The 24659-nt window shown below is 50.6% G+C and carries 18 protein-coding genes and 1 tRNA gene; 7 read left to right on the top strand and 12 right to left on the bottom strand.

What is annotated here, in order from left to right; all coding sequences use genetic code 11:
• Window positions 1-217 precede the first annotated feature (217 nt).
• A complete protein-coding gene (gene dxs / locus H6F93_RS06210) occupies window positions 218-2125 on the top strand; it encodes a 1-deoxy-D-xylulose-5-phosphate synthase (RefSeq protein WP_190679732.1) in 1908 nt (635 codons plus the stop codon).
• Window positions 2126-2307: 182 nt separating this feature from the next.
• A complete protein-coding gene (locus H6F93_RS06205; protein WP_190641937.1) occupies window positions 2308-3258 on the top strand; it encodes a response regulator in 951 nt (316 codons plus the stop codon).
• A gap of 7 nt (window positions 3259-3265) precedes the next feature.
• Here the strand turns inward: H6F93_RS06205 and H6F93_RS06200 are convergent, their stop codons facing one another.
• Window positions 3266-6862: a sensor histidine kinase gene (locus H6F93_RS06200; protein WP_190679731.1), complete on the bottom strand. Its 3597-nt coding sequence runs from the start codon at window positions 6860-6862 to the stop codon at window positions 3266-3268.
• Window positions 6863-7588: 726 nt separating this feature from the next.
• Between H6F93_RS06200 and H6F93_RS06195 the strand changes: the two genes are divergently transcribed.
• The gene (locus H6F93_RS06195) at window positions 7589-8824 is read left to right on the top strand and encodes an S-layer homology domain-containing protein (protein ID WP_190679730.1); all 1236 of its coding nucleotides are present in this window, start codon (window positions 7589-7591) and stop codon (window positions 8822-8824) included.
• 248 nt (window positions 8825-9072) lie between these two features.
• On the opposite strand, the gene H6F93_RS06190 is transcribed toward H6F93_RS06195, so the two are convergent.
• From H6F93_RS06190 to H6F93_RS06175, 4 genes are all read right to left on the bottom strand, one after another.
• Entirely contained in the window at window positions 9073-9696 is a 624-nt protein-coding gene (locus H6F93_RS06190) for an L-threonylcarbamoyladenylate synthase (protein ID WP_190679729.1), read from the bottom strand.
• A 73-nt stretch (window positions 9697-9769) separates the two neighbouring features.
• Window positions 9770-10672: a peptide chain release factor N(5)-glutamine methyltransferase gene (prmC, locus tag H6F93_RS06185; RefSeq protein ID WP_190679728.1), complete on the bottom strand. Its 903-nt coding sequence runs from the start codon at window positions 10670-10672 to the stop codon at window positions 9770-9772.
• Window positions 10673-10802: 130 nt separating this feature from the next.
• Window positions 10803-11594 (bottom strand): Tic22 family protein, encoded by a 792-nt coding sequence (locus H6F93_RS06180; RefSeq protein WP_190679727.1) that lies wholly within the window; start codon window positions 11592-11594, stop codon window positions 10803-10805.
• A gap of 405 nt (window positions 11595-11999) precedes the next feature.
• Window positions 12000-12073, bottom strand: a tRNA-Pro gene (locus H6F93_RS06175).
• A 141-nt stretch (window positions 12074-12214) separates the two neighbouring features.
• Between H6F93_RS06175 and H6F93_RS06170 the strand changes: the two genes are divergently transcribed.
• Window positions 12215-12655, top strand: coding sequence for a DUF4332 domain-containing protein (locus tag H6F93_RS06170; protein ID WP_190679726.1), 441 nt, complete (start codon window positions 12215-12217; stop codon window positions 12653-12655).
• A 43-nt stretch (window positions 12656-12698) separates the two neighbouring features.
• Here H6F93_RS06170 and H6F93_RS06165 read toward each other — a convergent pair whose 3' ends face one another.
• A complete protein-coding gene (locus tag H6F93_RS06165) occupies window positions 12699-13217 on the bottom strand; it encodes a GNAT family N-acetyltransferase (RefSeq protein ID WP_190641930.1) in 519 nt (172 codons plus the stop codon).
• A gap of 308 nt (window positions 13218-13525) precedes the next feature.
• On the opposite strand from H6F93_RS06165, the gene H6F93_RS06160 reads away from it, so the two are divergent.
• A complete protein-coding gene (locus H6F93_RS06160) occupies window positions 13526-14251 on the top strand; it encodes a hypothetical protein (RefSeq protein WP_190641929.1) in 726 nt (241 codons plus the stop codon).
• Between the two features lie 19 nt (window positions 14252-14270).
• Here H6F93_RS06160 and H6F93_RS06155 read toward each other — a convergent pair whose 3' ends face one another.
• The 3 genes from H6F93_RS06155 to H6F93_RS06145 form a co-directional block, all read right to left on the bottom strand.
• Window positions 14271-14882, bottom strand: a complete 612-nt coding sequence (locus H6F93_RS06155; protein ID WP_206755708.1) for a DUF3318 domain-containing protein — start codon at window positions 14880-14882, stop codon at window positions 14271-14273.
• 19 nt (window positions 14883-14901) lie between these two features.
• Window positions 14902-16113, bottom strand: coding sequence for a M20 metallopeptidase family protein (locus H6F93_RS06150; RefSeq protein ID WP_190679725.1), 1212 nt, complete (start codon window positions 16111-16113; stop codon window positions 14902-14904).
• A gap of 177 nt (window positions 16114-16290) precedes the next feature.
• Window positions 16291-17421 (bottom strand): glycosyltransferase family 4 protein, encoded by a 1131-nt coding sequence (locus H6F93_RS06145; RefSeq protein ID WP_199313514.1) that lies wholly within the window; start codon window positions 17419-17421, stop codon window positions 16291-16293.
• 219 nt (window positions 17422-17640) lie between these two features.
• Between H6F93_RS06145 and H6F93_RS06140 the strand changes: the two genes are divergently transcribed.
• A complete protein-coding gene (locus H6F93_RS06140; protein WP_190679724.1) occupies window positions 17641-18006 on the top strand; it encodes a VOC family protein in 366 nt (121 codons plus the stop codon).
• 12 nt (window positions 18007-18018) lie between these two features.
• Here the strand turns inward: H6F93_RS06140 and H6F93_RS06135 are convergent, their stop codons facing one another.
• A complete protein-coding gene (locus H6F93_RS06135) occupies window positions 18019-20775 on the bottom strand; it encodes a CHAT domain-containing protein (protein WP_190679723.1) in 2757 nt (918 codons plus the stop codon).
• 822 nt (window positions 20776-21597) lie between these two features.
• Entirely contained in the window at window positions 21598-21840 is a 243-nt protein-coding gene (locus tag H6F93_RS06130) for a hypothetical protein (protein ID WP_190679722.1), read from the bottom strand.
• A 184-nt stretch (window positions 21841-22024) separates the two neighbouring features.
• Here H6F93_RS06130 and H6F93_RS06125 point away from each other — a divergent pair, with 184 nt between their 5' ends.
• Window positions 22025-22921, top strand: a complete 897-nt coding sequence (locus H6F93_RS06125; protein WP_190679721.1) for a Ycf66 family protein — start codon at window positions 22025-22027, stop codon at window positions 22919-22921.
• Window positions 22922-22934: 13 nt separating this feature from the next.
• Here H6F93_RS06125 and H6F93_RS06120 read toward each other — a convergent pair whose 3' ends face one another.
• Window positions 22935-24545 carry a S8 family peptidase gene (locus tag H6F93_RS06120; protein ID WP_190679720.1) on the bottom strand — a complete coding sequence of 537 codons (1611 nt, stop codon included), beginning with the start codon at window positions 24543-24545 and terminating at the stop codon, window positions 22935-22937.
• Window positions 24546-24659 lie beyond the last annotated feature (114 nt).

Genomic DNA, 24659 nt, shown 5'->3' with positions numbered 1-24659 from the left:
TCATTATATAAACGATACATATATCAAGACTTTTGCCTTACAGTCCTACAACGCTGTGGTGTACGGGATATTTTCTGCTCTTTGGAGATGGGTTATGTCAACTACCAAAGATAAGAAATACTGTTAGCCTCGAAAAGTAGTGCTAATCACAACCCTAGATTGGATTAGAGTGAGATAAGCAATAAGCACCGTTAAAAACTTAAAAGGTATAATCCGTATGCATCTGAGTGAATTGACTCATCCCAACCAGTTGCATGGTCTGTCGATTCATCAACTTAAGCAAATTGCCCGCCAGATTCGAGAAAAGCACTTGCAAACAGTGGCTACCAGTGGCGGTCATCTTGGTCCTGGCTTGGGTGTGGTGGAGTTGACTCTGGCTTTGTATCAAACTCTAGATCTTGACCGAGACAAGGTGACCTGGGATGTTGGACATCAGGCTTATCCGCACAAGCTGATTACCGGACGCTACGACCGCTTTCACACGCTGCGGCAAAAGGACGGCATTGCAGGTTATTTAAAGCGCTGCGAAAGTAAATTTGACCATTTTGGTGCAGGTCACGCCTCTACCAGTATTTCTGCGGCATTAGGGATGGCGCTAGCACGGGACGCAAAAGGAGAAGACTTCAAGGTCGCAGCGGTGATTGGAGATGGCGCTTTGACAGGGGGAATGGCCCTGGAAGCGATCAACCATGCTGGACATCTGCCCAACACCAATTTGCTGGTCGTGCTGAATGACAATGAGATGTCAATTTCGCCTAATGTCGGCGCGATTCCTCGCTATCTCAACAAAATGCGACTTAGCCCTCCGGTACAGTTTTTGGCTGACAACTTAGAGGAGCAGTTTAAGCATCTGCCCTTTGTAGGTGACTCTCTTTCCCCAGAGCTAAATCGAATCAAGGAAGGGATGAAGCGGCTAGCTGTTCCTAAAGTCGGGGCAGTGTTTGAGGAACTGGGCTTTACCTACATGGGTCCGGTTGACGGTCACAACTTGCAAGAGTTGATTTCAACCTTCCAGCAGGCTCACCAACATCCGGGACCCGTGCTGGTGCATGTAGCAACGGTAAAAGGGAAAGGGTATGCGATCGCCGAGCAAGATCAGGTAGGCTACCATGCTCAGTCGCCATTCAACCTGGCAACTGGAAAGGCTCTTCCTGCTAATAAACCCAAGCCTCCCAGCTACGCCAAGGTGTTTTCCCATACGCTGGTTAAACTTGCTGAGAATAACCCCAAAATCATTGGCATCACGGCAGCGATGGCAACGGGAACTGGGCTAGATAAGCTGCAAGCAAAATTGCCCAAGCAATATATTGACGTGGGAATTGCTGAACAACATGCAGTGACGCTAGCAGCAGGACTTGCTTGTGAAGGAATGCGTCCTGTTGCGGCGATCTACTCAACCTTTTTGCAGCGTGGCTACGACCAGATTGTTCATGATGTCTGTATTCAAAAGCTGCCTGTGTTCTTTTGCTTAGACCGGGCAGGCATTGTGGGTGCAGACGGCCCAACCCATCAAGGGCTATATGACATTGCCTATCTGCGCTGCATTCCTAACATGGTACTGATGGCTCCCAAGGATGAGGCTGAGCTTCAGCGAATGGTGGTGACAGGCGTTAACTATACAGAGGGGGCGATCGCCATGCGCTATCCTCGGGGCAATGGTCACGGTGTTCCCCTAATGGAAGAAGGCTGGGAACCGTTACCCATTGGCAAAGGAGAAATTTTGCGCCAGGGCGATGACGTTTTGCTAATCGGCTACGGCACGATGGTTTACCCAGCTATGCAGACTGCTGAAATCTTGAGTGAACACGGGATTGAAGCAACAGTAATCAACGCCCGCTTTGTGAAACCGCTTGATACTGAACTGATCGTTCCGTTAGCGAAGCAGATTGGGCGCGTTGTCACCCTTGAGGAGGGATGTTTGATGGGCGGCTTCGGCTCTGCCGTTGCAGAAGCCTTGCTCGATCAGGATGTAACAGTGCCAATTAAACGCATTGGTGTGCCAGATACGCTGGTCGATCATGCTAAGCCGGAAGAATCCCTAGCGGCTTTAGGATTAACTCCACCTCAAATCGCTGAGAGCATCTTAAAAACCTTCAGCCCTCAACCCTCAGCTGTGAGTGTCTAATCGGAGTTATTGATGTTCATAGAACGTGCCTTGCGTGCAATGTGAGGCACGTTCTTGTATTGCCGCGTCGTGTTTCTTGAGGAACTGACCTGGGTACTTTGGGAGTGGGAGATAGGGAATCCCAAACCTGTTCTGTCGTGAAGTTCTGTAAGTAGATGCAGCAACCCTCTTTTCAAGGAGATATGAATTTTGTAGATTCTGCGGTCGGCGAACAGGATAAACCGTTGATTCTCTTGGTCGATGACGATGCGGTGATTCGACTGCGGCTGCGTCGTTTTTTAGAACAGGAAGGATATAAGGTTGCTGAGGCGCAAAACGGCATAGAGGGTTTGACCGCATATACCTGTCTACATCCCGATATTGTTTTGTTAGACGCGCTGATGCCAGAAATGGATGGCTTTGGCTGCTGTATGCATCTGCAACGCCTGCCAGGTGGTGCCCGCACCCCTGTGCTGATGATTACGGGGCTGGAAGATCGAGAATCGGTTGATCAAGCCTTTGCAGCGGGTGCGGCAGATTTTGTAACGAAGCCAATTCACTGGGCGGTCTTACGTCAGCGAGTACGGCGGTTAATTCATCAGACTCAACTTCAGCGTAAGTTAGAGGCGGCGAACCAGGCATTGCAGCGGTTAATTTCGATCGACAACTTGACGCAGGTAGCCAACCGTCGTCGATTTGACGAGTATTTGGGTCAGGAATGGAAATGCATGGTGAAAGAGCGATCGCCCCTCTCCCTGATTCTTTGTGATGTTGATTTTTTCAAAGCTTACAACGATACCTATGGGCACCAGGCAGGCGATCGCTGTCTTCAGCAAATCGCTAAAGTGCTTGAAAATACCCCCAAGCGCGCGACTGATTTGGTTGCTCGTTATGGAGGCGAAGAGTTTGCGGTGATCTTACCCAGTACTCCGATTGAGGGAGCAGTGCAACTAGCTGAGCTAATACGGGCGGAGGTCAAGGCTCTGTCTATTCCCCATTCCTACTCGCCCAGTCAGATTGTGACGTTGAGCATGGGAGTTGCCTTTGCGAGTAGCTGTAGTGATACAAACTACGAAGCCTTGATTGCGGATGCGGATGCAGCCCTCTATAAAGCCAAGGCTTTAGGACGCGATCGCGTTGTTGCTGACGAGTAAATTTGCTTTAACCCTCTTGCAGGTTGGACTGAGCGGCTGAGGAAATGGCTAGTGGCAGTGTCAGCCAAAAAGTAGAGCCAACATTGGGAGCGCTGTGAACCCCAATTTGACCGCCGTGAGCGGTAATAATCTGGCGGCTGAGATAAAGTCCCAAACCAATGCCGGTGGAATGACGTGATTTTGGACCCCGAACATAGCGCTCGAAGAGGCGATCGCTGACTTCCTGACTCATGCCAACGCCATTGTCTTGAAAGTTAAACCGAATCATTTCCTCTTCAACGGTGGCGCTGACGGTCAGGTCTACCCCTGGAGGATTGTGGTTAAGCGCATTGGTAATCAAGTTCTCGAACACTCGTCGTAGCTGCAGAGGGTCAGCCGTGACGAGCGGCAAGTCTGGCGGCACCAAGTTTTTTAGTGTGGCTTGATTTTTTAGCACCAGTGGTTCCAGTTCTTCTAGAATGACCTGCGTCAGGAGCCCCAGTTGCAGCAGTTCGCAGTGTAGAACAACACCTTGGGTTTCACCCGCATGGGCTTGCAGCAAAGAATTGATCAGTTGAAGCTGGTGTTCGCTGCTTTGCAGCATTCGGGTCACAATTGAGCGAGTGATGGGAATGATCTCTCCAGACTGATTCAGCAAGTTCTTCAGCACCAGCGACACGCCCATGATTGGGGTGCGCAGGTCATGAGAAAAGGCATTGAGAAACTCGTCTTTAAGCTGATTGAGTTGTTGCAGCTCCTGCATCTTTTGCTGAAGCTGGGCAGTACGTTCTTCGACCTGCTGTTCCAACCCAGCGTTGAGGGACTGCACCTGTTGATAAAGCTGGGACTGCTGGATAGCGATTGTCACCTGGGTAGCCAGGCGATCCATCAGGTCAGCTTCAAAGGGTTGCCACTCGCGAGGATTGGAGCATTGATTGACCACGAGTGAACCAAAAAATCGACCATCTGGCATGATGGGGACGGCAATTCCAGCTCTGATCTGATATTGCTTGTAGTATTCCTTCAGGTATGGAGGAGATTTAGCTTGTTCCGTGTCGTTGAGGATGTAGATGCGATCGCGCTCAAAAATGTCTCGGACTTCCTCGTAAATGGAGCTGTCTGTCACCGAGCCTAAAGTAGGCAGAACGTTTTCAGCGACCGATTCAGCAACGACGATGCTGATCCCAGCTTCGTTGTAATGGCTGATTGAAACTCGGTCAGCTTTCAGCAGATGTCGTACTTCTACGGCTGCTGTGTTGAGAATTTCGTTTAGGTCGAGGGATTGGCGAATGCGAAGTGCGATTTCTCCTAAAAGGCGATCGCGCTCTGCCGAAGCCCGTAGCTGATGTTCTGAACACTTGCGTTCTGTGATGTCACGTACGATCGCCAGCACTTCATCCTCACCGCTGACCACCACCCGCGCTTCATAGTCCCGTATGTAAAAGATCTCAGACGGCGCAATTTGCTCTGAAGTCATTTGTCGGTAGAGCTGGTTAGCGCGGTTGTTGCTGAGGCGCAACTGATATTCAAAAAGTTGAATCTCACCTGTTTTCAGCGCTTGCTCAACATAGTGCATCCGCTGCTCAGCCAGATCGGGCGGCAGCACTTCATACACCGTTTTCCCGATCAGTTGGCTGGGCGGCAACAAAACATCTCCGTCTCTTTCTGCTTTACAGTCCAGGTAGGTGCCGTCTCGGCTGATTCTAAACATCAAATCGGGAATTGCATTAACCAGGGCCCGGTTTCTGGCCTCACTTTGGCGAATGGCTGCCTCGGTACGCTTCCTCTCTGTAATATTGCGAACCCCTGCAACCCGCATTGTTTGCCCCTTGTACTGAATTGCTTTAACGCAAACAGCAGCGAAGAAGTGGGTGCCATCTTTCCTAACGCCCATCGCTTCATATTCGTAGGGCTGATTGGGTGAGGTGAGCGATTGCCAGGTGCGTTTTACCGCTTCCTGGTAACTGGGTGCAACCAGATCCATCACGGACATGCCAATCATCTCGGCGGCAGAGTAGCCCAGCAGTTGTTCGGTGGCAGGGTTAACGTCAATAATTTTGTTGAAATCGTGAATGATGACGGTTTCAAAAGTGGCATTGAAGAAGCTTTGGAGTCGATCTTCGCTGTCGCGCAGTTCTTTTTCGACCCGCTTACGATCGGTGACATCCTGCACCACTGTAAGAACTTCATCCTGCCCACTAACTACAATGCGAGCCTCGTAAGCATGAAGCCCTGATTCTTCTGGGAGGGAATATTCACAGGTTCGCAGTTCACCTGATGCTAGAGTTTGTTGAATTTCACGCCAAAACATATCCGCCACGTCAGCGGGGAGCACGTCATGCAAGTAGCGTCCGACGATCGCTTCACGGGGTACGTCAGCCGACATCGCATTGCCCTTGAAGTCAAGATATCGACCGTTTCGGCTGAGGCGAAACATCAGGTCGGGGCTGGCGTCTAACATTGCCCGGTAGCGAGCTTCGCTGTCGCGCAGGTCTTGCTCAGCCTGTTTGCGATCGGTAATATCGACCAGAACTCCATCCCACAGCAGGTCGCCGTTGTCTTGCCGCTCTGGGCGAGAAAATCCTTGAATCCACTTTAGTTTGCCGGACGGCGTGATGATGCGTCCTTCCCAGTTCCAGGGTTCCAAAGCGGCGGCTGAATCAGCGAGCGCCTGCTCAAAATTGACTCGATCGGCTGGATGACACAGGTCGGCAATCAGCGAAAAATCTGCCTGGACTGCCTCCGGATCTAGTTCTAGTAACTCCTGACAACCAGAACTGGCATAAAGCACCCGACGACTGCCGTCGGCACGGCAGAGAAACTGGTAAATCATGCCAGGAACGTTTGCCGCAATCTGTTTGAGCCTGGATTCGCTCTGCCGCAAAGCTGCTTCAACCTGTTGGCGAGCGATCGCCCCACCAATGCTAGCCGCCACCATCGATAGTGCAGCTTTTTCGTCCTCAGACCATTGGCGTTCGCTCTGACAATCATCGAAGCCAATAAAGCCCCACAGTTCGCTATTGATCCGAATGGGGACGACCAAAATCGCTAGAATGCCCTGGGCTACTAAGCATTCCTGCTCTTCGGGAGGCATCTCTCGCGTCACCCCACTGACAATTTGTCCAGCGGCGATCGCCCGATACCATTCTGTTGCGCTGGGGCTAGAAAACGAAAAGCTCTGGAAGGCGGGGTCATGAATGTGGGCTGTAATTGACTCTCGCACCCATTCCAGCTTTTGATTGGCGACAGGCTCTCCCGTTTCTGGGTGAAGCTGAATGGTAAAAATATGGACGCGATCGACCCCTGTCGTTTTGCCTAAAATTGCTAATGCTCTAGTAATCGCTTCACAGTAGTCATCTCCCATTAACAACTGGCTGGTAGCTTCTGCTACCCCTTGGAGGAGGTGGGAACCTCGTGATCGCAACTGGTTGTGATAGCTGGAATGAGCAGGGATATCTGTCGGGACAAGATCTGTTGGGACAATAGCAAGATCTGTTGAGGCAAGCCGATGCCCAAAGCTACGGCTGGATTGGGCGATCGCCAAAACCTTCTGTAGCCGGATGAATGCAGCTTCATCCGCACAGCAGTCTCGCAGAGCTTGAAGGCGATCGATGTCGAGAATCATAACACTCCCGATGGCGACAGTACGGTGGTTTGGAGGGCTTCGTAGATACCTATATATCTCATCAAAACCTGAACTTTTAGTCTTTCTTAATCATTAAAATAGGTCTACTTTTCCCGCCTGTTGTAGTCACGACAATCCTATCTGTAGACGAAGATAAATCGCTGGTGAAGACTGGTGAAACCTGAGAATCTTCATGACTTATCTAAGCTCGTTCTTAGGTTTCTAGTACTTCAGCATGAGTGAGCAGTTTTACGGAAACTGCATAACTTTTTTCTCACTAGGATGAAGAAGGTTCCAAAGAATTTAATCGGATACAAACTATCTTTCTGAAAATTTTTCCTGGAGAAGGTAAGGGTGGTTGGGAATATGACTCTAGAGCTGTCAAATTATTCCTCAGTTCTGGTTCAAATGTAACTAGCCATATCTCCAGGAATTCACCGTTACTGCAACAAATCTTTAGGATGTTCGGGATTCTTAGGGGCAACTAATCTACGCAGATTTCGTCGTCACCGTTGTAAATCTTGTAACAGCCTCCTGATGAGATATTGAGAGAAAAAGAAAGTTAGCACGAGTGGCGATTGCCGAAAAACGTGTAATAAAAACCTTCTACTCACTTTTTGAACAGAATTAAGAGCTTTTCTTGATTGAACCAACTGAGGAACTTTTTATACCTCTATAGGGTCTATTAATTCATCCAGTTCAGCATTTTTTGGAGAACGCTCTCCCATGTCTAGTTTCAATTCTTGGCGATCTGGTACCGCCTTATTAACAGCACTTAGCCTGACCGCGGGAGCCGCTGCACCCTTGGTGATTCAGGCTCCTGTGCAAGCACAAACTAGCTTTTTTGATGTCCAGTCAAGCTACTGGGCAGCACCCTTCATTCAAGAGCTAGCCAGACGAGAAATTATTAGTGGTTTTCCTGATGGCAGTTTCCGTCCCGATGATCCGGTTACTCGCGCTCAGTTTGCCGCAATGGTGCGTAAGGCTTTTGATCAAGCTCAAGTTCGCAATTCTGTGAACTTTGTCGATGTTCCCAGTAATTACTGGGCTTATGAAGCGATTCAGGAAGCCTATACCATTGGCTTTTTGACGGGTTATCCCGGTAATGTGTTCAACCCCAACCAAAACATTCCCAGGGCACAGGTGTTGGTTTCCCTAGCGAATGGTTTGGGCTATACGGCCAACGGTTCTGTTGGCAGTGCCCTGCAAATCTACAGCGATAGCAGTAGCATTCCTGAATACGCTCAAACCAGCATTGCTGCTGCAACTCAAGAGCAAATTGTGGTGAACTACCCCAATACTCAGGTGCTAAACCCTAACCGACCCGCAACTCGTGCAGAGGTGGCGGCGTTTATCTATCAGGCGCTGGTGAGTTCAGGCGATGCAGTTGCAGTTTCTTCGCCCTACATCGTGGGTCAAACTCCAGTCGTACAGCCTGCTGTCAGGATTCCCTCGGGTACAGTAATCCCAGTGGGCTACGGGGATGCTGACAAAATTTATGTTTCGCCAGAGGAGCCAGATCCCGTTCCGGTGACACTGCTGGTTGACCGAGATATCATTTCGGCTGACGGTACGGTGTTAATTCCGGCTAATAGCCAAGTAATCGGTGAGGTGCGAATTGCTGGGGATGGGGCACAGTTCTACGCTGAAGAACTGGTCTTAACCAACGGTTCTCGTCTGGCGATGGATGCTACTTCTCAAGTTGTTACGACAACTGAAGTGATCCGCCGAGGGGCTAGCGTGCGTGAAGTCATTACGGGCGCTGCTTTAGGTGCGGGTGCAGCAGCGGCTGTGGCTGGTGTGACAGGCGATCGCGCGATCGCCACCGAGGAAGTCCTGGGTGGTGTGGGTGCTGGTGCGTTGCTCAACTTCTTCTTAGGTCGCGATCGCGCCACATTGATTTCGATCGATCCCAACACCGATCTAGATCTAACGCTCAATTCACCTCTAGCATTGCGCTAGTGCTGAGCTAGAAACGCCATTTCAACCCGACACATTTGCTGAAATGGTACGAGAAACGTGCTATCGCAACCTCAAAAGGCACGTTTCTCTTCAATTAAAGTCGGGAGGGGATGAGGGCAAGACCTTTATCCCTTTTATCGATTGAAATTACAACATTTCTCTAAAAGCAGATAGAAGGGCAACCCGCTTCGCGGGTTGCCCTTCTATCTGTAACCCTAATTTTTGGAATTGGTATTACTTGAGAATTGCTATAGCTGGATGCTGCCTTGCCGTAAGATTTCCCATTGGTTGTCCTGCCACCGGATGACAGTAGAAGGAACTCCCTGGGAGATCGCTGGATCAAGCTCAGAAGGTTTTGCAGGAGACAGCGTTTGTTCCAGCTTGTCCAGTTCTGACGAGGGGAGGGTGAGAACTTCTGGAAACTGGGCAGCGATCGCCTCCATTGTTTGCAGCGGAGGCTCTCCCGAGCGGTTGGCACTGGTGGTGGCGAGCGGACCTGTCTGCGACAGAATGTAACGGGCGATCGCACTATTCGGCACTCTAATTCCAATCGTGGTTGGGTCAGTTGGGTTGACTGCGGCGGGCAGATGACTGCTCGCAGGCAACACAAGCGTCAATGCACCAGGCCAATACTGCTCAGCGACTTGTTGCCAAATTTGTTTTTCCTCAGCACTGCCTGCTGTAAACTCCCACAGATCTGCACTGTTAGCCCCCATTAAGATTAGCGGTTTGGTCTGGCTGCGCTGTTTTGCCGCAAAAATTAGCGCAGCTCGCTCAGGTCGCACTGCCAACGCCGGAACGGTATCGGTGGGGAAGCTAACAAGGCGATCGCCAGAACGAGCCGCAGCAATCAGATCAGAGAGGGAGTGCATGGAAAGGATGAGAAGTTCTTGTAGGATGGGTTACGTGCTAACCCATCCTACAAGAACTTCTCATCCTTCACCCCTAACTTCTGGCTGCCAGCGCAAACCGCTCAATTCCTGCTAAGTCTGCGTGAATTTGAATGTCTTGATAGCTACCGTGTTGGTGGAGTAGGGCCGCAACGGTTTGGGCTTGACCTGCCATCATCTCAATCAACCAGATACCGCCAGCTTGTAAATAATCGGGTGCCGTGCTGATCAAGTGACGAATGCTATCGAGTCCATCGTCACCACCATCCAAAGCTGATTGGGGTTCATGTTTGGCGACTTCGGGTTGCAGTTCAGACACCATTGAGCTAGGAATGTAAGGCGGGTTAGAAACGATGCCGCTGAGGCTGCGCTTGAGTGGCACAAGCGGCTGAAACCAGGAGCCTTGGTGAAATTGAATCTGATCGGTTAAGTCATACCGCTGAGCATTGATTTGAGCGATCGCCAATGCTTCAACACTGAAATCCACTGCGTGAATGGTTGCCGATGGAAAGGCAGTTGCCAATCCTAGGGCGATCGCCCCGCTTCCCGTGCCCAGATCTGCCCAGTGTCCTTGCCTTAGCTTGAGATTTGAGACGGTAGCGGCGATCGCCAAATCAATTAAAAGCTCGGTTTCAGGTCTGGGGATCAAGACAGCGGGGGAAACGGTCAGAGAAAACTGTCTCCAGGGTGCAACTCCTACTAAATATTGGACAGGAACGCTGTCCTCTAACCGGCGCTGCCAAAGTTGCATTACTTCTTCTAAAGGCAGCTTTAACAGTACCTTTTCTTGGTTACGGATAGTTCCAGAATATAGGTGCAGCCGATCCAGACCTGCTGCTTCTCGCAAAAGCCACTCAATTTCAAAGCTGGGGATGTGAGCGATCGCCGCCTGCTGTCGAGCATCTTGCCACCATCGCCAAAGCTCTTGGCCAGATACTTCAGCTAGAGGTTTCGTCATCTGCACTTGTAGCTCAATACGATATAGGGGCGCTTCACGAACCGCCCCCTACGCCATTCTCACATCAAACACAAAACCAACAGCACTCAAACACTTACGTTGTAATCCGGGATCTTACAATTCCGTGAGCCTATTGAGGTCGAGCAGGTTGCCCTTGAGCAGGTTGCCCTTGAGCAGGCTGTCCTTGAAGCGATCGAATGAATTCAATAGTCTCCCTAGGAGGAACCAGCAAAATCTGATTTAGCTCTGGGTTATCGCTATCCTGCAAAGTTTGAATCAGACTTTCCAAATTGACTACCTGAATCGTCATTGATTCAGCCAATTCCGGTTGGCTTTCTCTCAGTTGAGCCAGGAGGTTCTGCAACTCAGCCTGATTGAAGAACATGGGAACAACCTGATTTTGTCCCTGTTGAATGGTCAGGTAACCACCATCTTCGGCAGTCGAGCGAGCCAGGAAAACTGGCACACCGCTAAACTCCTCAGGATTTTCGCCACTCTGCTGAAGCACAGAACGAGCTGACTCAACCTGCTCCGTCGTGGGTACAAACGTAAACTCTAGAGGCTGCTCCTGGTTTTCGTTAGCCACCGCTAGCTCATAGACTTGGGCTAAAGAGACAGGCACAACCTGCACATCCGTAGCAAGCTCTGGATCGCTTTGACGCAGATTGTCGAGAGAGGCTTGAGCATCTTGGCGGCTAATGAATACTCCTGCAACGGCTGGTGCTGCCTCTTCATCTCCCAAAACGGCAACTAGAGGGACACCTTGTGCATTGGTAATCATAAAGACGGGCACGGACTGTAGTCTTTCTACAACCTGTTCTGGCGTCAATGCCAATGCTCGATTGGCTCCACCTAGTAGGGAACCCAGTAGAATACCCCCGACTAGGCTGAGTGTCGTACTCCAGCGAACTAATGACTTCATAACTGCTCCTGATAACAAAAACTGCAACGGGATTCATCCAATGCTGAGTGATTTAGCAGCATCGTTTTGCAAGGTCAAACCCATTGCCCTGTAGATTGACCGCCTAGTTAAGCATCTACCGGACGGACAACAGCAAGCCTTTGACCTTTCAACATAACATCAGACCTTTAAATTTACTTTCGATGTATCCAGGACAAAACCAGGACTGATTGAAATTTGAGCTTTTAAGGTTTTCCTGAACTGATGTCTTCTCGACTCGATGACCTGGTCAATGCAGAAATGGTTCCAAGCGCAATGCATGGAAGACAAGGTTTCACAGTATTGATGTAGCCAAGCCATCGTGCTAATCGCAAAAAGCAATCAGGCTGAAAGCTGCTAACTTCACCCAATACTAGCGTTCGGTAATCGGGATGACAGGATTTGAACCTGCGACATCCTGCTCCCAAAGCAGGCGCGCTACCAAGCTGCGCTACATCCCGTTAATGTCACACATCAGTATAACCTGCTTTGCAAAAACCAACCGATTGATTTTTGGGGCAAACTCTTTATAAGGATGTCTCATCACAAACTATAAGATGGAGGAAGCTCCTGAATTTCATTCACCCTAAGCAAGAATTATTATGGGAACTGCTCAGCGTACTCGCCACAGCACCATTCAACCCGCTGATTGGAATATTGCTCAACTGCCTGGGTTGAGCAAGGAGGATTGCGATCGCCTAGCTGCCAGTGACATTCACACCACGCTACAGCTACTCGAAACGATCAAGACGGTTCCTGAAAAGCAGGCTCTGGCAGCACAAATCCAAATTCATATTCAACACGTCAACAAGTGGCTAGCACTATCTGACCTGGCGCGTGTGCCCATTGTTGGCTGTCAGTATTGCGGTATGTTGCTGCACGCCGGGATCAGTTCTGCTACCCAGCTAGCGCAAATGTCTCTGCCCAGGCTGCATCAGCAAATTTTGAAGCTGCACGTCTCGACCCTGCACAATCAGGATCACTGCCCGTCTTTAGATGAATTGGCGAATTGGATACGACAGGCGCGATCGCTAAATATTTAAAGGAATGAGGGGAGGATGTTCTCCCCTCATTCCTTTGATCGAATTACTCTGGATACCAAAACATTCCTTTAATACCTTCTGGGTCGGGCATAAAGCCTAGACCCCGATAAAAGTCTACGACTTGAGGATCAGCAAACAGCGTGATGTTGCTAATATCTTCACTTCGCAGCTTCTTAATCACCTGCTTCATCAGCGCCTTCCCCAACCCCTTTCCCTGAAAGTCTGGATGCACAACCACATCCCAAATGGTTGCATTAAACGCATGGTCAGACGTAGCGCGGGAAAAACCAATCAGCCGTCGCTGAGTGCCTCGATGTTCCCACATTGAGACAACTAAAAAGCTGTGTTGGATTGCCTTCTTTACTTTTCGGAGCGGACGGCGCGACCAGCCTACGGCATCGCACAGTTCCTCCAGATCGTAAAGATCAATTTCCCGCTCAGTGCTAAAAAAGATGCGACCGTCAGTGGTCGTGGCACCTTGAGCGGTATACCCCTCTCCTGGAGCTGGTTTTGAGGGGGTAGCTGTGTCAGAGGCGCTAAATAAGCTTTTCCAAAAACCCATGCAGGCGTGGTTAGAGTAGTGAAGGTTAAAGAGTGGTACTTGCTAGTATATCTCCCGCGCTCCATCATCGTTTCAATATGATCAATACCATTTCCATTTCAGAGCCACATGTTTAGGAGTGTGTTCCGCAGAGACAGGGCATGCCCCCAGATATGTAGCTTTACGGAGTGGGTTCGCTAACAACATTAATTGAAATGGGGTGGTGCAATTTGTCGGAGATTGCCCTAAAGTTAGGGTTTTCTAGTAAAAGACTCTTAGCCCTTTCGCATCTTACCTCTTGACCGGGCAGGCAAGGTTTACTCCCAATTATGGCTGCGGGCTTGAAATCATCGACGCTGGAACTGCTAAAGCGCTTTAACCGAGCGTTTCCTCAGTTTTATGAGCAGTTTGTTAGTAGTGAAATCCAATTGCAGAACCTGCGACTAGCCTATCAGCTTTACAAAAGTAAACAGGCAGTGATTGAGCTGAAGCCGGAGGGTAGCAAAAGTGCCTTGCATTTTGCTTATCGCAATCAGTCTTTTTTGCTCAGCGATATTTTTGGTGTGCTGGCTGCCTACGGTCTAACGATTCACAGCCTCAGCCTGTACGGGCAAATTTATCCGCCGATGCTAGTGTTCATTAAGCTGGTGGTGTCGCGGGGCGGCAAGGCATTAGCTGACAAAACGGCTGAAAACGTTTGTCGGGCAGTGCGTGAGGCACTGGCAGGGCGATTTGAAGTTGAGGAAATGCTGGCGGTAGAATTCAACCTGGATGCAGGCTTAGAACAGGTGGAAACAGAGTTCTACGTTGATCCAGTCTTTCACTTGCCTGCTTTGCTAATTGAGGCGGACAACCAGCCGGGTTTATTCTACAAGGTGATGTACTCCATTTGGCAGGAAGATTTGCTGGTCGTCAACGCAAATTTGCTAGTCTGGCGAGGAAGAACGCGCCTGATCCTGTACTTGCTGGGTCCTAATGAGAGCTTGATTCCAGAATATTTGGGGCAAAAGATTGCTGAAAGCGTCAGGCAACGGCTGTTAGGCAGACGCTTTTAAAGTGCGTGCTACTACGACTTTATTCTCGACGCAGAGTTTGGGGAACTCCGACGGGGGAGAGTCCGGCGATCGCCTTCAGATTTTGCACCCGCAGCAGTTCGGTAAAATCGAGCTGAGAGCGGCCTTCGATGTGGGAAACAGATTCGATTGCTGCCATCAGGTGACGGGCAGCATCGGTTTCGCTGTAACCTCGGCGAACGGCAACCCGTACAGCTGCTTCATCGGCTTCGAGTTCACGTTCAGAACTGTAGTTTTTGCGCCAAATCTGAGTTCCAGCAAGGCTGGTTAGTCCGCCTGCGGTGACAGCGCCAATAATGTCACCCTGCACCAATTCAAAGATGGTGCCGACGACCCCGGCTGCGACTAGACCCTGGTAGATGTTGGGCTTGAGCCAGTTAACGCTGCCCAGCCAATTGACGGTTCTCAAGATCAGCAAATCTCGCTGGGGTTTGGGAAGCTGGCTCCAGAGGTCAAAGTTGATAAAAACCGGACGAGTCTGATCCCAGGGTTTGGGAAGTTGGGCGGCAATGACAGTGGGCTGTTCCGGTTTGCTCTTGATTTTGGCAAACATGCGACCGGATGCAGGCAGCAGATCCACAAGTCGATAAATTTCGGAGTCTGGATTCATCATGGGTGAGGAAGGGGCTGCGCTAGTTTACACAAAATTTTTCCACACAGCGGACAAAGATTTCTACACCCATTCCCAAGACGGTTTCGTCAAAGTCAAAGCGGGGATGGTGATGGGGATAGGCTAAATCACGCTCAATGTTGGCTGCGCCCAAAAAGAAATAGCAGCCAGGAACCTCTTGTAAGAAGAAGGACATATCCTCACCGCCCATGGTCTGGCATTCTGGGACGATGCCTAGCGGGGTCTCGATCACGGTTTCAGCGACGGAGCGGACGAGGGAGGCGATCGCCGGATTATTCACGACAGGGGGATAAATCCGCTTGTAGTCTAGCTCATAGCTTGCGCCGTGACTCTGGCAAACGCCGCTAACGATTTGTTCCATCCGCTGTTCAAAAAATCCTTCAAGTCCGGGATCAAAGTAGCGTACCGTGCCTTGAAGTTTAGCAGTGTTGGCAATGACGTTGCGGGCATGTCCGGCATGAAAGCTGCCGATGGTGACAACGCCTGCCTTAAGGGGATCAACGTTGCGCGACACAATCGTTTGCAGCGCGTTCACGACTTGAGCGCCAACGACGATAGAGTCAACGGTTTGGTGGGGCATTGCGCCATGTCCACCTCTGCCCTTAATGGTGCAATCAAATAGCTCAACAGCTGCCATCATTGCACCATCGCGAACCCCAAGTGACCCCAACGGCAGGTTGTTCCACAGATGTAAGCCGATGATTGCGTCCACATCAGGATTTTTTAGGACTCCCGCTTCTACCATCGGTTTGGCTCCACCGGGACCTTCTTCAGCAGGTTGGAAAATCAGTTTAACGGTTCCAGCAAAATCGGGATGTTGAGACAAATAATAGGCGGTGCCAAGGGCGATCGCCGTATGTCCATCGTGACCGCAAGCGTGCATGACCCCATCATGCAGCGAACGGTAGGGCACCTGATTAAGTTCTTGAATCGGCAATGCGTCCATGTCTGCCCGAATCGCCAGCACAGGTCCAGGACGGTTGCCAGGAATGATTGCCACAATCCCAGTTTCGGCAATTCCGGTTTGATGCTCGATGCCCCACTCTTGTAGCTTTTGGGCAATCGCTTCTGCGGTTAGCCGCTCTCGAAAGCCTAGCTCTGGGCGCTGATGAAAGTGTCGTCGCCACTCTACCAAACGCGGCTGTAGGGCTTGAATTTCTGGACGAATTCGGGATTGATCAACGTGGAGTGGCTTGAGAGAAGTGGCGACCATAATTTTGAAGAGACTCCAGGCGGTGAAGAATTCCTATCGTGCGGGATATTTCTAAGGTAGCGGATTCCCGTACATTCAATTGAGTTGAATTATGATTCCAAAACGTCTCAATTAGGAACCTCACTGCCGAGTCAGAAGGAAAAGGGGGAGAAGGGAAAAGAGCCCTGTTAATCGAAGTTAATCGCGTGGACGAGGAACGCGAAGGCGAGGCACTTGCGGGGTAATCATCAGCTTTTTCCACAAGTTCTCGTAACTTTCTGTCATGGCTTCGACGGTGAAATGGGCGATCGCCACTTCTCTTGCTCGTCGTCCTAGTTGCGATCGCAGAGCTGGATCATCTCGCAATTGCCGAATTGCTTGAGTGAGTCCATTCACATCATTTTTGTCGATCAGCAGCCCAGTTTCCCCGTGCCATACCGCTTCTGGAACGCTGCCTACGCGAGTTGCGATGACTGGACGTGCTGCTAGCATTGCTTCAACAATCGCCAGGGGAAATCCTTCTGAGCGGGAAGGGAGTGCGATCACATCAAACCCTGGTAAATACAAGCGGGGATTATCTACCCATCCCGGTAGGCTGACGCGATCGCTAATTCCCAAGTTAAATGCCAGTTTTTCCAGGGCAGTTCGCTGTTCGCCTTCGCCTAAGATGACGACTTTTACCCCTTCAAGGGGAGAGATCGCCTGCAACAGCACTTCATGCGCTTTCATCAGGTCGAGCCGTCCAACACTGCCAACGACGAGCTGTTTATTTGTCTCAACAGGAGATTCGGGTTCGCCGAAATCGGGCACCCCATTGGGAATCGATAGGACAGAATCTCGTCCAAGGGCATAGAAGTCTTCCATGCGCTGAGCGCTTGCCTTACCCACAGCAACATGAGCATCGACTCGCAAGGAAATAGCTCTAGTGCGCCAGAGGGCGATCGCATCGGTTGTTCGCAGTGGCAGTTGGTCAACTCGCACAACACGAGCATGAGGCAGCATCAAAGCAGCCGTTAAGCCTGTTGCACAAGCCCAGGGCGTACATAGATTAGCGTGAACGATATCGGGCCGGAGCCGCAATAAGGTATGCAGGTGGGCAGCAAAGGCTTGAAGTCCACGAGGAGGCAAGATGAATCGGTCTGCTTGGGGACGGCGATGGGCGATCGCCTCCACCACAGTCTGAGAAACGCCCACTACGGATATCTGAATCTGGTCTGAAGCAGTAGCGACTAAATGCCCCAGGCTTATCTCTGCACCGCCAATCCCAGCCGCATCCGTATAGGCAACCACTCGCAGCGGTCGATCAGTCCCAGCTTGGACAGTTGTCATGCAGACGGACCGTTTGAAATTTCAGTTGGCTCGCGGTTGCTCAATCTCCTCGATTTGCAACCGCACCAGAGAGCTATCCTAATTTCACAGCCGTCATGTTGTCATATTCCCCTCGAAAGAATTGTACTAATTCCAAAAATTAGGGTTACAGATGGAAGGGTACCCCGCTCTGCGAGGTGCCCTTTTTTGAGAGGGATGTTGTTACTTTTTGCTTTGCCTATGAAGTTTGAATGTAGTGCTGCCTTTGTTACGCTGGCTACGACTCGGCTAGAGGATCTGGTCAAGTTCTACGCTCAGTTATTCGGTCAACTGCCACAGCCTCATCTTCCCAATCGCTATGCCGAGTTTCAGCTTCCGGGTCTGCGATTGGGCATTTTTCAGCCAAAACAGGAGAATGAAGCAGAATTTGCAGGAGAACGAGGCAAAATCAGCCTGTGTTTGGAGGTGAAAAGCCTTGAGGAGGCAATCGCCCACCTCACTGCACTAGGCTATTCACCTCCGGGTGAAGTGGCGATCGCCTCGCATGGCAAAGAAATTTACGCCTACGATCCCGACCAAAATCGACTCATTCTGCATCAGTCTTGAACCCGACTCGCTCTAGCGTTGTGCTAAAGCGCTCCAGGATTGAATTGCCTCTTGCGTCCAGAGCCAGTTATTGCTTAGCGCTTCCGCCTGGAAATTAGTCGGGTCACTCATCATCACCATCTGGTAAAGTTTGACCGACTTACTCTCCAGGTTGCTTTGCTCATTAGCAGATCGCTCAGATGCAGCCTGTTGCAGTGCCAGGGCAATTCCTGCGTAGGCGTTAAGCGCTTTCTCCCCTTGCAAAAGCTGCTCAGGAAGGGGCAAATCTGCATTTGCAGTCTGGCTACTCGGCTGAGCCTTCAGATTAGCTGCCTGCTGCTCTTCCAGTAGCGAGAGGGCTGCGACCCATTCTTGAATCGCCTCACTGGGTTGGCTCTCAGCATAGTAGGCAAAACCTAGCGCAATTCGGTAATCTGCGTTGTTTGGCTGCTCTCGAACTGCCGCTTCCCAATAGCGACGAGCATCGTTGATGCTAAAGTCAGCCTCTCCAGCTTGAACTGCCTGCCACGCCAGTCGCCCATGCAAGAAGTTGATTTGAGGCTGATCGATCTCAGCTTGTGGCACGGTAGCGAGGGCCGCGGTCGCTTGCGGTAGAGCATTGCGGTCGAGCAGAGCATTGACGGCTTGTCCGCCTTCAGCAAATTTCCCCTGGTTAAAGTGCTCGATGGCGATCGCCGTCACGTTTGTCGTATCCGCAGAATTCAGCTCAGCCTCACCTACGTCGGGTAGCTCTGTTCCTTCTGTTTCTAGCGTCTCAGAAATGCTTGACCCTGGCGGCAGCAAGTCATCCGGGTTGGCTCCTCCTGAACTGAACCAATCCCTAGGCACGACTAAGAAGCTAATTAAGGCGATCGCTGCAATGCCAGCTACCCCAACTAGCGGTAAGACAAAGCGGGGAAGCCGCCGAGTCGGGCGCGCAGGCCGGGGTTGGACCGCAGGCTGAATAGCGGTCGCAACACCCGTAGAACGGGGCTGAGGTGCAGTCTCTTCGTCTGGTTCAAGCGGTCTGATCGAGATTGAGCCAGAGTGTGGCGTGACAGGAAGTCCATCGTAAATCCACTGGTCAGACTCAGTCTCAGATTCGGTTTGAGTTTTTGGAGGTGCAGCCCGATCCGCAGAATGAGTTTTTGCTTCGCCATAGGTTAGCCCTGAACCGGGTGCATCTTTGACATGAACAACTTCTGTATCTAAACCCTGCGGGTCTTCCTTACTAGAAAGCTGTTTTAGCAAACCGGCTACGACAGACGCCTCATCCTCATAATCTAGGTCTGTTTCGCCGTCTAATTCCTCGTCAAGCTCCGTTTCATACTCTGAGTAGTTTCGATTTCCGTCCTCTGTCAGGTCGCCCAAATCGTCATCGAGAACTGATTCCCAGTCATCAGGACCGAGATAGCGAGAATCTGGAACTGCATCAGCGGGCAGTGGAGGGGTTGACCTTGCCGCAGCTTGAGAAACGTCATAGCCCTGCGGAATCAGCATCAGCCGATCGGCTGGATTGTCGAGGGTGCGATCGCCCTCCGTCAAATAGCCATCAAACTCTGAGTGCAGATAAAGAATCGGCAACGCCCAATAAAGCTGATGGGAGCCATAGGCAGAAATTAGCCCTTGCCGCGCCCGACTGAGGCTGAGATCAATTGGGTAGCCCTGCTTCAAATTGCGGTAAAACAGGCGGCTCAACGTCAGTGCCACGTCGTCTGGAATGCGCTCTGCCATCGCTAGCACCGCCGGAATGCCACGCCCGACCAGCGCCTCCGCTAGATTGCGCTCACCCACATCTGACATAGGGTCAGCCGCAGCCGTGTAAGCGCCACGACACGAGTTAAACACCGCCATACGGATGCCATTGTTGACCAGTAGCCCTGCCAGGTCATCTCCTGTCAAGATTTCGGTCAGCCCCGTTTTATTGTTAACCAGATACAAATTGCCGCCAGAAGCACCCAAGTTGCTATGCCCCGCATAGTGCAGAACCTGGAATTGCCCCTGTTCTAACGCCTGGGTCAGTTGTTCGCGACCGGGCTGATCGAGAATCGTCAATTGGATTTCGGGCAAGGTTCCTGTCAGGCTTTCTGGCAAAGAACCGCTTTGATGGCGCAACTCCTGCTGAAGGTGCGTGGCTTCTCGCTTTAGCTCTAGCCGCTTTTGGTCAGTCGGAGCCGCGATCACCATGAGGATACGCAGCGGTTGGTCTGGCTCTTGGGGAAGGGGTGATACAGGCAGCGTCAGGCTAGTGCCCGGTTGGTAGCGAGAAAAGACGACTCCAGTCCCCGTTGCTACAGGCCGAGGCGGCAAGCTTAGCCCATCGCGCTGGCGCATTCTCTCAGCGGGTGAGTCAGTTTCGTGCAGCACTTCCCAGGGTAGACGGGGCAGACGTGAACCCTTTAGCCCTAGCCGTAGCCGCAAAACCTCACCGCGATGTTGGGCGATCGCCTGTGCTGTCATCCAGCTATCGCGCAAAGTGCCTTGAAACAAAGCGCCATAAAGCTGCTGCCCAATTTCTGCCAAACTGAGGGGCGGCAGTGATGATTCAGCATCAGCAGAATGGTCTAAACTGCGGGACAGTTCAAATCCACCAATGCGATTAACTCTATCTCCTTGCAATACACCCAGCAGAGGATCGTTCATTAGCTGCCGTGCCTGAGCTAGCCAATCTTCAACTGCCCAAGTGACCTGCTCTTCTGCCAAAGGTACACCGGGTGCGACTCGCTCAGTCCGCACTAAATATTCTTCATTCCCCACCGGGGTCACAGAAATGTGAAACTCCTGGGTCACCGTTACCGTGCTCTCCTGACTTCTGATTTGGTAGTTCTGCTCGATCGCTTTACGGGAGGAAGGTCGTACTCAACCGGACGAATCAAAGGCTCAAAAAGTTACCTGCTGTAGAATCTTTTTCTCTGCAGCAAACAAACTCCCAGCGGAATTTTTCTGAAGTGAAATGAGCAACAGTAAACCCGCATCTCGTTTCAAACCCCAAAATGTCCGACTTAACCCCAATTTTATTCCGGATGGCAACCCGCTTCCCAGAACAGTGGAATGGTAGATGCACCCTGATTTAACTCCCTAGCTCACTTGTTTGAGTTGGGGAGTTTTCTTTTGCATAAACCAATCGAAATGCTGCTTACTGAGCGACGACTTGAACTATTAGATTGAACTATTTGAATGATTACAGATCAATTACAGCTTCAGCTTTACGAATAATCTTAAGCAGGGTAGATACAAGACCTATCCCTACAATCCTCAAAATCATCCTGTTAGAGATGAGGGGTGATACCCCCCACGATTGAAACCTTAGATAAGGAGATAAGTGAAATCCATAGTGTGCCTCTAATCCAGCAAAACTACGGAGTTTTTAAAGATTTAGTAATGCGGGTATAAAGCAGATGTGAGGTACAAATTAAGTTTGCTGAGTGAATATACGACAACCCCAAACGGGTTGTGAAGGGCATATTTTTCATCTCACAAACAAATTTTGTAGACCATCAAGATGAACGTTTCACAAGATACCAGTAGGGTCAGTAGCAACCAAGCAGTTGGAGTGCCAAAGCTTTGACAAGCCCTGCTCGCCCAGAGGATAAATTTTCTCTCAAAAATTTCTTAGCGGGTTGACTGAACTTTGGTGGAGCGATAGGACAAGGTTCCAGCAAGCAGCAATAGCTGAATTTGCCAGGGAGCAGAAAATAAGCTGAAAACCAAACTGAGGATCGCCAATGCCAGAAGAGCGATCGCCAATTCCTCAGAAAACCTCTCAACCTTGTCGTAGAACCAGACGGCTGCAACTGCGGCAATCAATGAAGCAATAAACCACATTTTTTTAACCCAGACGAACGAAAAGTTCATATTTAGTAAAATAAGCTACTTTCTGTCCCGTTTTATCGAGCAGTCGGTTCACCCTAGTGGGCGATTTACGCAGCGTACCTGCACCCCCTCGAAACTCAGACCTAAATTCCAGAGTTTTAGTTGCCTGTCGCGAAGTGGAGCAATCTCAAGCAAAATAGAGTATGCACTCAAACGGGGGTGAACTATGCTCGCACACATCCTGGCGTTGACTATTGGTTTTGGCAGCTTTGGACTTTATATGTCTGCCTTCTTCTTTCCAGAAGTTCATCGCAAAAATGACTTTACCTGGAGCGGGGTTGGGCTGTTTTATGCCCTTGTCCTGTGGGTATGTGCTGGACGAATTACCGGTGGAGTGCTGCTGGGGCAGACTGCCAGCGTTGCGCTGCTAGCCTGGCTAGGCTGGCAAACGCTGGCACTGAGGCGGGCGCTTACTCCCCGTGACCAACAAACTCAGCTACCCGGCTCAGCCAAATCTTTGGGTGAAGCATTTCAGAACGGGTGGAAGCAGCTTCAGACGACGCTGCCGCAACGATTGCAACGATTGCCGTTGCTCAATAGCCTGGTGCAGCCGATCGCGGGTCTATTTTCTGGGCTATTTGCGGCAACCGCCACCTTCATCCAAAACTTGCTCAAGCCCAAACCAAAGCCTAAGCGATCGCCCAAGAACCGTCCTGCTAAATCTCGTGCCGCTCAGCCTACATCGCCAACTGAAGGGAGTGAGGCGGAAGCAGAAGTCATTCTTGAGGCAATGATTGCTGAGCCGAGTGAAGCCGCTGACTTAGATGAATTTGATGAGCTAGATGAATTAGATGAGTTAGATGAATTTATTGAATCAGTAGACGCTACAACGAAGCCTGCTACCTCTGAACCGACTCCTCCAGCAGAAGTTTCAGAAGCGATCGCCCCTGAAACTTCTGAAGCTTTACTGGAATCGCCAATCGAGGAAGTCCCGTCTGTTGCCACTCCAACAGCTGAATCTCCAGCTTCAGAAGACTTAGGAGAATCAAGGAGCTCAGGAGAATCGGGAGAATTAGAAGATTTAGATGGGGCGATCGCTTCTCACAACAATTCTCCTAGCTAAACAAACCCTCAGATCAAGGCACTGTAATCCCACTAGACTGAGCAGTCTCGATCAAAATTTGCTCAATCTCATTAGGGGTCAAACTAGGATTAGCGCTGAGCATGAGCGCCACGACACCCGCAACATGAGGTGTTGCCATTGAGGTGCCAGACCAATCAGTCTCATAGGCACCACCTGGAACTGTAGAGCGAACCCTAACACCAGGAGCTACAAAAAAGGCAAGGGGTCTTTGCCCAGCAGGGGTAGAGAAATCAGCCACTTTACGCCGAATGTCGATCGCCCCTACACCGATTCCCAAATGCTTCACCCCCAGCAGCGCAGGCTCAATCGGCTGGGTTGCCCCAAAACTCTCTCGCTCATTGCCAGAAGCCATCACAGCCACTACACCTGCTCGTCTCGCATACTTCAGCGCCAATCTGGTTCGGAGCATAGCTGGGTCACCAGGATAGTTGCCCAAACTCATGCTGATTACCTTTGCGCCATTTTGCACCGCATAGCGGATGCCCGCTGCAACGTTCGCATCAAACTTGCGGAAAAAATTGTCCTCCTCGCTGTCAATCACTCGAATCGGCATGATTTTGGCGGCGTAGGCAACCCCCGTAACGCCAAACCGATTTCGGGTGGCGGCAATGGTGCCCGATATATGCGTTCCATGCCCATAGAAGTCCCTGACATCGTTACTGTCACGTCCTGCAAAATTCCAGCCATGAACGTCATCGATAAAACCATTGCAGTCGTCATCTAACCCATTGTTTGGAATTTCACCCTGGTTCTTCCAAATGTTGGACTTCAAGTCAGGGTGATTAATGTCAACGCCAGTGTCTAGTACAGCAACGGTCACGTTCTGCCCTGCATATCCCTTTGCCCAAGCTTCTGGCGCTTTGACTAAATCTAATCCCCAGTTGCTGCCGCCCAAGTTTTGCACCGCTTTGAAAGGTTTTTGCCCCGCAGCACGGGCAACCGCTGCCGCTGCATCAACCAATCCATAGCCATAGGAAAAATTGAATCTACCCACTGAATCTGGGAAATTATTCAGGCTCAGCCTATACCGCCCCATTTCTCCAGGATAGGCACTGCTGACCCGAATTAAGTAATCTTTCCCTGGCTTGACGGTAAAGGTCAGGCTAGAGTTGGTACCCCGAACTGTAGCATTGTCGTTTACTGAAATGATGCGATTTGTGTGAGCATCCAAGAGTTCCAGATAAGCATCAAACCGCAAAGATTTAAGCTGAATGTGAAGCTGTTGCCCTTGCTTTAATCCAGCTAGGCGATAGCTGTCTGCGTAAAAGCTGGGTGAACCTGGATAAGGCTTATCGCTGCGGCTGAGTCTACCTTGAAGCTTTATCTTTAAGCCTGCTGAGGTTGAGCCTGCTGAGGTTGGATAGTCAGCAAATTTAATTTCGGGGTAGCTCTGTGAGAGGCGAGCGGTAGAGGCGATCGCAGTGGAACGAGAGTCCCTACTTCTAAAAAATTCATTGCGGCGGGTTGTGAGATTAGCTGACTGTTCCGTCAATCCGTTTGCCGATTGAGAGGAATGCTGCCGCAGCTGATGAGATTGCCAGCTTTTGCGAAGAAACAGCTTTTCAGATAGCTGCAAATTTGGAGATTTTGGGAACGGAGACATAGGTGCTTGAGGTAAGGCTGTGGTTGGCTTCCTAGCTGGTTTTAACCAAGTTTTGATTACTTCTGACTGCCAGGATTGGGAGAGGTAGATGCAGCTACAGTCATGCACTCCGAG

It is taken from the genome of Leptolyngbya sp. FACHB-671 (assembly GCF_014695745.1).
Lineage (GTDB): Bacteria > Cyanobacteriota > Cyanobacteriia > Elainellales > Elainellaceae > JAAUTN01.
This window is presented reverse-complemented; position numbering and strand designations above follow the sequence as displayed.